At 59.7% G+C, this 11,615-nt stretch carries 9 protein-coding genes; 6 read left to right on the top strand and 3 right to left on the bottom strand.

Translation table 11 applies throughout. The features are described 5' to 3' along the window. From EQV90_RS20705 to EQV90_RS20690, 4 genes are all read left to right on the top strand, one after another. On the top strand, nucleotides 1–1,016 hold a 1,016-nt coding region (locus EQV90_RS20705; RefSeq protein WP_240878614.1), incomplete at its 5' end, for an Ig-like domain-containing protein. Between the two features lie 362 nt (nucleotides 1,017–1,378). After that, on the top strand, nucleotides 1,379–3,685 hold the full coding sequence (locus EQV90_RS20700; protein ID WP_240878613.1) for a type I secretion system permease/ATPase: 2,307 nt from the start codon (nucleotides 1,379–1,381) through the stop codon (nucleotides 3,683–3,685). Further along, nucleotides 3,682–4,926 (top strand): HlyD family type I secretion periplasmic adaptor subunit, encoded by a 1,245-nt coding sequence (locus EQV90_RS20695; protein WP_003446301.1) that lies wholly within the window; start codon nucleotides 3,682–3,684, stop codon nucleotides 4,924–4,926. Before EQV90_RS20700 ends, EQV90_RS20695 begins: the two co-directional genes overlap by 4 nt. Before the next feature lie 2 nt (nucleotides 4,927–4,928). After that, a complete protein-coding gene (locus EQV90_RS20690; protein WP_003446302.1) occupies nucleotides 4,929–6,410 on the top strand; it encodes a TolC family protein in 1,482 nt (493 codons plus the stop codon). Between the two features lie 24 nt (nucleotides 6,411–6,434). On the opposite strand, the gene EQV90_RS20685 is transcribed toward EQV90_RS20690, so the two are convergent. From EQV90_RS20685 to EQV90_RS20675, 3 genes are all read right to left on the bottom strand, one after another. Then, nucleotides 6,435–7,784 carry an MFS transporter gene (locus EQV90_RS20685; RefSeq protein WP_240878612.1) on the bottom strand — a complete coding sequence of 450 codons (1,350 nt, stop codon included), beginning with the start codon at nucleotides 7,782–7,784 and terminating at the stop codon, nucleotides 6,435–6,437. A 231-nt stretch (nucleotides 7,785–8,015) separates the two neighbouring features. Continuing rightward, nucleotides 8,016–8,657: a 3-oxoacid CoA-transferase subunit B gene (locus EQV90_RS20680; protein WP_003446304.1), complete on the bottom strand. Its 642-nt coding sequence runs from the start codon at nucleotides 8,655–8,657 to the stop codon at nucleotides 8,016–8,018. Between the two features lie 8 nt (nucleotides 8,658–8,665). After that, nucleotides 8,666–9,358: a 3-oxoacid CoA-transferase subunit A gene (locus tag EQV90_RS20675; RefSeq protein ID WP_003446305.1), complete on the bottom strand. Its 693-nt coding sequence runs from the start codon at nucleotides 9,356–9,358 to the stop codon at nucleotides 8,666–8,668. A 388-nt stretch (nucleotides 9,359–9,746) separates the two neighbouring features. Here EQV90_RS20675 and benA point away from each other — a divergent pair, with 388 nt between their 5' ends. Further along, nucleotides 9,747–11,111: a benzoate 1,2-dioxygenase large subunit gene (gene benA, locus EQV90_RS20670; protein ID WP_003446307.1), complete on the top strand. Its 1,365-nt coding sequence runs from the start codon at nucleotides 9,747–9,749 to the stop codon at nucleotides 11,109–11,111. Continuing rightward, the gene (gene benB / locus EQV90_RS20665) at nucleotides 11,108–11,596 is read left to right on the top strand and encodes a benzoate 1,2-dioxygenase small subunit (protein WP_003446308.1); all 489 of its coding nucleotides are present in this window, start codon (nucleotides 11,108–11,110) and stop codon (nucleotides 11,594–11,596) included. Before benA ends, benB begins: the two co-directional genes overlap by 4 nt. Nucleotides 11,597–11,615 lie beyond the last annotated feature (19 nt).

Genomic DNA, 11,615 nt, shown 5'->3' with positions numbered 1-11,615 from the left:
GTGCAATTGTTCAGCTGTATGCCAATGGTCGCGAAGTCGGTCGCACCCAGGCCGACAGCAACGGCAACTGGAGCATCACCACTTCCGCTCTGGAAAACGGCCAGCAGGTGCTGAAAGTAGCCTCCGAAGGCCAGTTCAGCGACGGTTTCACCATCAATGTCAAGGCTTTCACAACCCCTCCACTGAGCATTCAGAGCGTCTACGACAATCAGGGTTCGTCAGGCCTGGTGGGCGAGGGCGCCATCACCGACGACAACACTCCGACGGTCTCGGGTAATGCGCGGCCGGGTGCAATTGTTCAGCTGTATGCCAACGGTCGCGAAGTCGGTCGCACCCAGGCCGACAGCAACGGCAACTGGAGCATCACCACTTCCGCTCTGGAAAACGGCCAGCAGGTGCTGAAAGTAGCCTCCGAGGGCCAGTTCAGCGACAGCTACATAATTGATGTTCAGGTGCCGGCCGAAGTGGGTGAGCCGATCCGGCCTGCCATCGAATATGTATATGACGATTTCGGCAGTGATGTCGGGCAACGCTACAGTGGCGATACGATTGACGATCGTTCGCCCGTGCTGGCCGGTACAGCAGGCCCGCACGCAATCGTTCAGATCTACTCCAATGGCCAACTGATCCATACCCTGCAGGCCAACGATACAGGGTACTGGGGTTTCACAGCCTGGCTGCCATATGGGGAGCATACGCTCACGGCGGTGGTCGGCGGTGTCAGCAGTGAGCCGTTCGACCTCACTATCGTTGACCCGTTGCAAGAGCCCGTAGCGGACGAATACAGCCACGCGCTGTCACTCGACAATGTATTGGCCGATAGCCACCTCGATGTGTTTGGCGAAACCGTTGCGCCTGTGGCTGAGCTGGATCCCGTGCAGACCCTGAGGCTGATGGACGCCTTTCTTTCCGAAGCCGGGCATGCGCCGTCTGGCAACGTCGCGGGCTTCACTTGCATGGCTTTTACACCGGAGCTGTTACTACCTGTTGAGGAGTTGCTGCAACCGCCGCTGTGATGGTTCTCGCCTGAAAACATGCTGCAGGTCGGCCGGTCTTTGAACACCGACTCAGTTGTATAAGCGGGAATTCCGCGATGCCGGTAGCCGGTATCGCGGTTTTTTTGCCTTGCGTTTCTCCAGGCTCGACTGCCAACCGTCCAGGCTGCTCAGCGGCAGGGTTCAGCGTTTGTTTAACCGCAGTCAGCATGTCTTCAAAGCATATCGAACTCTATTCCCAATGGACCCAAGGTCCCCGCAAGCGATCGCCCTACTGCTGCGGGTGATCGTCCAATACCAATTTCGCCGTATGGCGAACCCTCTTCAGGAAGCATGTGATGGCCACAGACATGCCTGTCAATTCAAGCATGGAGGCTCGGGCAGTGCCTGAGCCTTCGACCACTATCGAGGATTCGCTCTTGCAGAGCGTGTCATGGATTTGTGACCACTATGGTTTGGGCAAGTCGCCCCAGGCTCTCACCGCCGGCTTGCCCAAGGGCAGCTTGCTCTCGCCATCGCTGGCCTTGGCAGCGCTGGCCAATGCCGGTTTCACGGCTGGTCTGGTGGACCGGCGCCTGTATGCCCTGCCAAAGCAGTTGATGCCAATGATCCTGCTGCGCAAGGAGCAGGGTGCCTGCATTTTGCTGGATCGACGGATTGATACCGATAGCGAAAAAAAATCCCGTTACCGCTACCAGCTGGTCTTGCCGGAGCTGGGCAATGAGCCTGTCGAACTCGGCCAGGCAGAGATGGACGCGATGTATGCCGGTCATGCCGTTCTGGTCAAGCCAACCGCCAGGATCGATACCCGCGCCGGCGATCAAACGCCTCGGCCTGCCGGCCACTGGCTGTTCAACACCCTGTGGCGCTATCGCCGCTACTACCGCAGTGCAGCCATCGGCGCGGTACTGGTGAACGTGCTGGCGCTGGCCAGCATCTTTTTCACCATGAACGTCTATGACCGGGTGGTGCCCAACCAGGCTTTTATCACCTTGTGGTCGCTGGGCATCGGTGTGGCGATCGCGATGATCTTTGAGGCCATTGCACGCTATGTGCGGGCCTACCTGCTGGATGTCGCTGGTAAAAAGGCGGATCTGGTGCTGGGCAGCATGTTGTTTCGCCAAGCGTTGTCGGTGCAGATGGAGCATAAACCGGCGTCATCCGGCTCGTTTGCCAACCAGTTGCGTGAATTTGAGTCGGTGCGTGATTTTGCAACCTCGGCAACCCTGGCAACTATTTCTGATTTGCCATTCGTGTTGCTGTTCGTAGCGGTGATTTTCGCCATCGGGGGCCAATTGGGCTGGATTCCGGTGATGCTGATTCCATTGATTCTGATCATCAGCATTGCCATTCAATGGCCGCTCGCACGCACCATGAAAGAAAACCTGCGGGAGTCGTCGCTCAAGCAAGGCGTGCTGATCGAGTCGGTAGAAGGTCTGGAAACCCTGAAAGCCGTGGGCGGTGAAGCCTACATGCAGCGGCGCTGGGAGCACTTCAGTGCACTGGCGGCCAATACCTCGCTTAAATCGCGCCAGATGAACAACTCGGCCACTGGCATGGTCGCGTTTTTCCAGCAGTTTCAAACCGTGGTGCTGATCATCACCGGGGTTTACCTGATTGATGCCGGTGACCTGAGTATGGGGGCGTTGATTGCTACCGTGATGCTGGCTGGTCGCGCGACTGCACCGCTGGGTCAGGTAGTAGGGCTGGCCATACGTTTTCAGCAGGCCAAGGCGGCCATGCAGTCGCTTAATCGATTGATGGACATGCCCGTGGATCGCGCCCCCGGGACCGAGTACCTGGCCAAGCCGCACCTCACTGGCCAGTTGACTCTCAAAGGTGTTGGTTTCTCTTATCCGGCGCCGCCGATGCAACCTAACCCGCCGATACTCCAAGGCATCAACCTGAAGATCCGGGCCGGTGAGCGTGTGGCAATTCTGGGCCGCATCGGCAGCGGTAAATCGACGCTGTTGCGGATCATGGCGCGCCTTTATCAACCGGTCAGCGGGCAAATGTTCAGTGATGGTCTGGACGTCAGCCAGATCGACCCGGCCGACTGGCGCCAAGCGGTAGGCTACGTGGGGCAAGACGCCCGATTGTTCTATGGCACCTTGCGTGAAAACGTGATGATCGGCCGTCCCCAGGCCAGCGCTGAAGAGTTTCTTCGAGTGTTGCGCCTGACCGGCCTGGACCATGTTGCATCCAGGCATCCCAGCGGTATCAACCTGCCGATCGGCGAGATGGGCGAAGGCCTTTCCGGCGGGCAGCGCCAGCTGGTTTCGCTGGCACGCAGCCTGATTTCCCGTCCGCAATTGCTGTTGCTGGATGAGCCCACCAGCGCGATGGATTCCCAGACTGAAGTGCTGTTCCTCGAGCACCTCAAGCGGGCCACCGAAGGTCAGTCCATGGTGGTCGTTACTCACCGGCCATCACTGTTGGCCCTGGTCACACGCATCATCGTGGTCGACGACTGCAAGATTGTCGCCGACGGTCCCAAAGACAAAGTCCTAGCGACCTTGTCGGGCAACGCCCAAGGACTGTCCGCAGTCGGCGGCGAGGCCCCGGGCAGCGCCGCCAGAGTCAAGGTCGGCCCGCCACGGCCATTCACCGCGCCAGGCCCTGAAGCGGCCGGTAATCCAGGCCAGGTAACAGCGGTTGGCGAGCCCGCTCGCAAGGACACGTCGCAATGATCAGCAAAATTTTCCGCCGCAACAAGGGTGAGGCCGCGCTCGCGCCCGGCGATGCGGCGTTCATGAATGACGTCCAGGAATCGTTACTGGCCCAGACCACGCCTGGTTCCAAACTGGTGCTGTACCTGATCCTGGGTGTACTGGTCAGCGGGCTTGTCTGGGCCAGTTATGCGCGGGTTGAAGAAATCACCCAGACAGAGGCGAGAATTATTTCCATGAGTCGTGAACAGGTGATCCAGAGCCTGGAAGGCGGGATCCTGGCACACATGTATGTTCGCGAAGGCGCGGTGGTCGAGAAGGGTGAAGTGCTGCTCAAAATTGACCCGACCCGTGCCCGGTCGAGTTATCGCGAGGCCTTGTCCAAAGTCATCGGCTTGCGGGCCAGCATCACCCGTTTGCGCGCTGAAGCGTATCAGACACCTTTGGATTTCGATGACACGGTCAAGCAGGACCCAAGCGTCGTGGCCCAGGAAACCCAGGCGTTCAATGCGCGCCAGCGAGCGTTGAATGAAAGCGTGTCAGCGCTGGAGCGCAGCCATACCTTGACTATGCGTGAGATCCGCTTGGCAGAACCGCTGGCGGCCAAAGGCTTGATGTCGGAGGTTGAATTATTGCGCATGCAGCGTCAGGCCAATGACATCAAATCGCAAATCGTCGAGCGCACCAACAAGTTCCGTGCCGATGCCAATTCGGAGCTCAGCAGAATGGAGATGGAACTGGGCCAGACCCATGAAAACCTCATCGGCAGAGCGGACATCGTTGATCGCACCACTGTGATTGCGCCGGTACGCGGAACGGTGAAAAACGTGCGGGTCAATACCATCGGCGGGGTTATCCAGCCAGGCGAAAATATCCTCGAGATCGTTCCGCTGGAGGAGCAGTTGCTGGTCGAGGGCAAGATTCGTCCCGGCGACGTGGCGTTCCTGCATCCAGGTTTGCCGGCCACGGTAAAAGTCACGGCTTACGATTACGCCATTTATGGCGGCCTGAAGGGCGTTGTCCAGTACATCAGCCCGGACACACTCAAGGACGATCAAAAAGTCGCTGCGGGACGCGCCGACGACACCTATTACCGGGTGCTGGTACTGACCGACAGCAGCACACTTGAAGCCGGTGGCAGGAGCCTGCCGATCATTCCGGGGATGCTGGCGTCGGTGGAAATCCGTACGGGTGAAAAAACCATCCTCGACTATTTGCTCAAGCCCGTCTTAAAGGCTCGCGAAGCGTTCCGGGAGCGCTAATCATGATGTTAAATCTTGCCCGTTCGGGGCATGTTGCGCCGGGCCACCTGGAGAGTAAGTGGCCCATTTGCGTGAGCTGGTTATTCACCCTCTGCCTGGCGGCCTGTTTGAATTCGGCGCCCCTGCAAGCCGAAGAGCAACCGCCAATATCTCAAGCGGTAGCCAGCCAGCCCGTCAGGGTCCAAACGCTTGCAGGCGTGTCCGCCGTTGCGCTGGCAGGGTTGCCGGAACGTGTTGCTGTGCGTACGCCCGGTGCAGTGCCGGGGCCGTCAGAACATGAATTGCGGGATATGTTCTGGCGCGCCGTACAGTCGGCGGTCGAGCTCAGCCCGCTGGTCCGTCGTGCCCAAGCCGAACACCAGGCCGCAGTGGACGATATCGATGAAGCCAAAGGCCAGCGCTGGCCGCAGCTGGGTATTGCCATGCAGTCAAAAACCGCCGGGCTCGGCCCGGGGAAAGACAATATCAGCACCGGCTCGGCGGGGATCAATTTCAATCTCAGCACGCCAGTGTATGACTGGGGCCGTATCGGCAAGACCATCGCCAGCCGCCAGCATCTGGCGCAGGCCGCTAATGCGAGCATTGAGGCGCAGCTGGAAAACACGGCATTCGAAGTGCTGGCTACGATGGTTGAATTGGGTAAACAGCGCATCATCATCGATCTTGGCCAGCAGTACGAAAATCGCATGAGTGATCTGGTACAGATGCTCGCCGGGATCGTTGCGGTCGACAAAGGTCGCTCCAGCGAACTGACTCAGGCCAGGGCGCGTCTGCTCCAGGCGCAGTCGGCACGCGATAATGCGCAAACCCAGGCCTCGGGCGCCGAGATACAGTTGCGCAAACTGATCGGTGAACGACCGATCATGATCCCTCGCACCCGCCAATGGAACATCCGCCTGGCCAGCCTGGACGGGTTGTTGCAGCACCTGGATGATCATCCCGATATCCAGCGGGCTCAATCCAGCGCCCGGGCGGCTCAATTGCAGGCGCAAGTCGTACGTTCATCCTCGTTGCCACAACTGAACTGGGTGATCAGCAAGACCACTGCCGAAGATGGCATTGGCCGCAGCCAGCCACTGCAAACGTCGCTGGCGGTAAGTTGGGCGGCGTTCCGGGGCGGCTCGACACGGGCCGCCGAGCGCGCAGCATTGCATCGTGCCGAGGCCGGTCGCCAGGAAGCCGAGCAGCAGCGCCTGGATCTTGAGTACTACATCCGCAACGCCAGTCACGATGCCCGAACCCTGTTCGAACGCGCCGAGCTGTACCGGGACTTGACGGCTGAAACCGACCAGATACGCCAGGCGTTTTACCAACAGTGGTACCACTTGGGTAAACGTACGCTTCTGGATGTACTGAGTGCCGAGAGCGATCACTTCAGTAATCAGGTCAGCGAGATCAGCAGTCGTTTCGACGGCTATCAGGCCATTTTTCGGCAGTACGCCAGTGCTGGCTCCTTGCTGCAATGGTTGCGCGGTGGGCGCTGAACCGCATCAGGCCGCCGAAACCGGTCATGATGTCCAGGCAGATGCAAGTCTCAATGGGCCGCCAGCGGCTTCGGGCCGGGGGCGAATGATCAGCAGGGCGACCGTGGCAATCACCAACGGTACCACCAGCGCGCTGTAATAGCCTGCGGGGCCGCCGTGTTCGAGAAACCAGCCGCCGCTCGCAGAACCGATGATGGCTCCCACACGCCCCAGCGCAATGGCCCAGCCGGTGGCAGTTGCGCGCAATGCGGTGGGATACGCCTGGGCAACCATGTAGTTCAATACGATTTGCTGACCGCCAATACCCAGGCCTGCGCAACCGGCGAGGGTGAATACCAGTGCCCAGTGGTTGCCACTGTTAGCCAGGCCCAGGCACAGGGCAATGCCAAATCCGAACAGGATCAGCAGCAACAGTCGGGTATTGATTTTCGGCAGGATGATCGAGAGCGGGATCGCGCAAACCACAAACACCGTATTGACCGCCACCGTGCCCATGGGCGCCTGCTCTGCCGGCAGGCCGGTGGCTTTGAGCACGGTAGGCAGCCAGGACAGAAGCATGAACCATGCAATCCAGTTGAACAGGTACACCGTCCATATCCCGAGAGTGTTGCGGGCCAGCCCTGTGCGGAACAAAGAGCTCACCCCGGTTTTAACCTCCAGTTCCGGAACACTGTAGGTACTGTCCGGGTCAATCCGGGTTTTTGTGATGCCTGTGAGGATTTTTCCGATCTGGTTGCGGCTGACAACGCTTTGGCGCCTGGTTAAAAAATACAAGGATTCGGGGAGGGCGAAGATCAATACCGCCAGCAGTAACAGCGGCACGATGCCACCCACTGCAAAGATGCCTTGCCAGCCAATGGACGGCAGCATCCAGGCGGCCAGCAAACCGCCCAGAATGGCCCCGGCAGGCAAACCCAGCAATACCGTAGTCATGATCGTGCCACGCTGTCTGGCGCTGCCGTACTCGGCTGCCAGCGATAGCACCACGGGGGTCGCGCCGCCCATGCCGATGCCTGCAATAAAGCGCAAGACCAGGATCTGTTCCGTCGTTCGGGCAAAGGCGGTCGCCAGGGATGCAATGGCAAACAGTGCGACTGCAGTGATGATGATCGGCCGGCGCCCGAGCTTGTCGGCCATTAGCCCCAGAGCCATTGCCCCGAGCACCATGCCGACAATCCCGGCGGTCAGGATCGGTGCCAGCGCACCAGCCCCCAGCCCGAACGCCTGAATGATTGAAGGGCCGGTGAAGGCAATCGCCTGGGTATCGAAACCGTCGAGAATCGCCACGAAAAAACACAGGGCAAAAACCCGCCATTGAAAGGCGCTGATGGGTCTGCTGTCGATCAATTCGGGAATGGAATAGTGCGTGCTCATGGCGGCTCCGGCAGTTCCAGGATTTTTATAGTTATGGGCAGGCACAGCCTGCCGGGGCAGAGGCTAAATGCCGCTGCCGTGGGCGTCTAATATCATTTGGGTGGCGTGCAATACCTCAAAGGTATGGCTGGCGCAGGGGCGGTAAAGACCGGCCATGCAGACCGGTGCTCTGATCCGCTGGTGGTGAGGGCAGTGAGGCCGCAGGCGACCCCATGCAGTTGGACTGGGGTGTTATTGAAGCAACGGCACGCCGCTGAGTTCCTGCAAGGCTTCGAAGCTGATATCCGCCAGAATTTCACGTACCAGCAGGCCTTGGGCGGTGACGTCCAGAATCGCCAGATCGGTATAGATCCGGCTGACGCAGCCGATGCCCGTCAGCGGGTAGGTACACTGCGGCACCAGTTTGCTTTCGCCGGTCTTGGTCAGGTGATCCATCATTACGAATACCTGGCGCGCGCCGGTGGCCAGGTCCATCGCGCCGCCCACCGCAGGGATCGAACCCTCGGCGCCCGTGTGCCAGTTGGCCAGATCGCCTTTGACCGAGACCTGGAAAGCACCCAGTACGGCAATGTCGATGTGGCCGCCGCGCATCATCGAAAACGAATCGGCGTGATGGAAATAGGCGCCACCGGCGAGCAATGTCACATGCTGCTTGCCGGCGTTGATCAGGTCATCATCTTCTTCCCCCGGGGCCGGGCTCGGGCCCATGCCCAGCACGCCGTTCTCGCTGTGCAGGAACACTTCCTTGTCACCCAGGTAGTTCGCCACCAGGGTCGGTACGCCGATGCCCAGGTTTACATAAGCACCCTCGAGAATATCCTCGGCCACGCGCTGGGCCATTTCATTGCGCGAAAGTTTTTTCATGACGGTCATGGTGGGCCTCAGTTGACGTTGGCGATCGGGGAACGGGCGGATGGCACCTGGACCACACGCTGGACAAAGATCCCCGGGGTGATGATGTGCTCGGGGTCCAGTTCACCCAGCTCGACGATCCGGTTGACCTGGGCGATGGCCGTGGTCGCCGCCATGGCCATGATCGGTCCGAAGTTACGCGCGGCTTTGCGGTAGGTCAGGTTGCCCCAGCGGTCGCCCTGTTCGGCCTTGATCAGCGCGACATCGGCGTGCAGTGGCATTTCCAGCACATAGTTGCGGCCCTCGATGACCCGGGTTTCCTTGCCTTCGGCCAACAACGTGCCGTACCCGGTCGGGGAATAGAACGCACCGATTCCGGAGCCGGCCGCACGGATGCGTTCGGCCAGGTTGCCCTGGGGTACCACCTCCAGCTGCACTTTTCCGGCCCGGTACAGCTCGTCAAACACATAGGAGTCGGACTGGCGCGGGAACGAGCAAATCACCTTGGCGACCCGTCCGGCCTTGAGCAGTGCGGCCAGGCCGATTTCACCGTTGCCGGCGTTGTTACTGATGATGGTCAGGTCGCGAGCGCCCGAGGCAATGACCCCGTCCACCAGTTCCGACGGCATGCCGGCAGTGCCGAAGCCACCCACCATGATGATCGAGCCATCGGCAATTCCATCCAGTGCGGCAGCGATGGATTCGAAGGTTTTGTTGATCAAGGCGTGCTCCTGTTTTTAGTTTGAGTGAACAGATCAATCTGCATGGCCGACCACTGGGGCACGGTCCGACAGAGCATGTGCCTAGGGTGCCAAACATTCAGCCCGAGAGGGCGGTGCTGCATGCGATGTCGTGCGATTAACGAACGCTAGGTGACATTTTGCCCGCCCCGCAGCGCCATTTCGAAGCGCGGGATCTGTTGTTAAGTACTTATAAATCAAGGGCTTGGAGCATCCTGGCAACGCTGCGCCGGGCCCTGCGAGGCAAGACGCCGATGGCCGGCGTGCCACTTTGCACAAAGCGGATAGCGGTCTGCAGGTAACGGATATTGCCCGGCGCGCAGGTCGTGGACACTGCCAATACCCCATAACTACAACGGAGGCTCAGGCCATGTCCATAGGCGTCGAGTATCTCAATTCCTTGCTTGAAGAAAACCGTGATGAAGGCCGCTTCCGCTGCAAGCGTGAGATGTTCACCGACCCTCGCTTGTTCGACCTTGAAATGAAGCACATTTTTGAAGGCAACTGGCTGTACCTGGCCCATGAAAGCCAGATCCCGCAGAACAACGACTACATCACCCTGCAGATGGGTCGTCAGCCGGTCTTTATCGCGCGCAACAAAGACGGGGTGCTCAATGCCTTCCTCAATGCCTGCAGCCACCGCGGGGCGATGCTGTGCCGGCACAAGCGCGGCAACAAGTCGTCCTATACCTGCCCGTTCCACGGCTGGACGTTCAACAACTCCGGCAAGCTGCTCAAGGTCAAGGACCCGGGCAACGCAGGCTATCCCGCCAGCTTCAACTGCGAGGGCTCCCACGACCTGACCAAAGTCGCCCGCTTTGAGTCATACCGGGGTTTTCTGTTCGGCAGCCTGAATGCCGATGTGGTACCCCTGGCCGAACACCTGGGGGAGTCGGCAAAGATCATCGACATGATCGTCGATCAGTCCCCCGATGGCCTGGAAGTCCTGCGCGGCTCCTCCAGCTACATCTACGAAGGCAACTGGAAACTGACCGCCGAAAACGGTGCCGACGGTTACCACGTCAGTTCGGTGCACTGGAACTATGCCGCCACCCAGAACCAGCGCAAAGAGCGCCAGAGCGGTGATGCCAACCCCACCATGAGTGCCGGTGGCTGGGCCAAAAGTGGTGGCGGCTTCTACTCGTTCGACAAGGGCCACATGCTGCTCTGGACGCGCTGGGCGAACCCCGAGGACCGGCCGTTGTATGAGCGCCGTGATCAGTTGGTCAGTGATTTCGGTCAGGCCCGCGCCGACTGGATGATCGGCAACTCGCGCAATCTGTGCCTGTACCCCAATGTCTATCTGATGGACCAGTTCAGCTCGCAGATCCGCATTGCCCGGCCGATTTCGGTCAACCAGACCGAGATCACCATCTACTGCATTGCCCCGGTGGGCGAGAGTGCAGAAGCCCGGGCCCTGCGCATTCGTCAGTACGAAGACTTCTTCAACGTCAGCGGTATGGCCACCCCCGATGATCTGGAGGAATTCCGTTCCTGCCAGATCGGTTACCAAGGCAGTGCCACCGCCTGGAACGATATGTCCCGTGGCGCCGAACACTGGGTCGAAGGGCCGGACGAGGCGGCGCTGGAAATTGATTTGCAGCCGTTGCTCAGCGGCGTGCGCACCGAAGACGAAGGGTTGTTTGTGGAACAGCACAAGTACTGGCAAGACACCATGTTGCAGGCCGTGGCCGCTGAACAGGCAGGCAAGATCCCTGCGCGGGAGGTCCAATGAGCCTGTCATACGACACCGTGCGCGATTTCCTGTATCGCGAAGCCCGGCATCTGGACGACAAACAGTGGGACCAGTGGCTGGAACTCTACGCCGCCGATGCGACGTTCTGGATGCCGTCCTGGGATGACGATGACGAGCTGACCGAGGACCCGCAAAGCGAAATATCGCTGATCTGGTACGGCAGCAGGGAAGGTCTGGAAGACCGCATTTTCCGGATCAAGACCGAGCGTTCCAGTGCCAGCATACCGGACACCCGCACCTCCCATAACTTGAGCAATATCGAGATTGTCGAGCGCAGCGCGGACCAGTGCGTGGTGCGTTTCAACTGGCACACCCTGAGCTTTCGCTACAAGACCGTCGACAGTTATTTCGGCACCAGCTTCTACACCCTCGACACCCGCGGTGAACAGCCGCTGATCAAGGCCAAGAAAGTGGTGCTGAAAAACGACTATGTGCGCCAGGTCATCGATATCTACCACCTGTAAACCGGGCTGCATTCCAGCG

It is taken from the genome of Pseudomonas sp. TMW22089 (genome assembly GCF_022496645.1).
Classification (GTDB): Bacteria; Pseudomonadota; Gammaproteobacteria; order Pseudomonadales; family Pseudomonadaceae; genus Aquipseudomonas; species Aquipseudomonas paraversuta.
This window is presented reverse-complemented; position numbering and strand designations above follow the sequence as displayed.

Excerpts from the sequence above, each read along its gene's own strand:
- benB (WP_003446308.1), top strand. The coding sequence starts at position 11,108 with ATGAGCCTGTCATACGACACCGTGCGCGATTTCCTGTATCGCGAAGCC.
- EQV90_RS20695 (WP_003446301.1), top strand. The coding sequence starts at position 3,682 with ATGATCAGCAAAATTTTCCGCCGCAACAAGGGTGAGGCCGCGCTCGCG.
- EQV90_RS20680 (WP_003446304.1), bottom strand. The coding sequence starts at position 8,657 with ATGACCGTCATGAAAAAACTTTCGCGCAATGAAATGGCCCAGCGCGTG.
- EQV90_RS20690 (WP_003446302.1), top strand. The coding sequence starts at position 4,929 with ATGATGTTAAATCTTGCCCGTTCGGGGCATGTTGCGCCGGGCCACCTG.
- benA (WP_003446307.1), top strand. The coding sequence starts at position 9,747 with ATGTCCATAGGCGTCGAGTATCTCAATTCCTTGCTTGAAGAAAACCGT.
- EQV90_RS20685 (WP_240878612.1), bottom strand. The coding sequence starts at position 7,784 with ATGAGCACGCACTATTCCATTCCCGAATTGATCGACAGCAGACCCATC.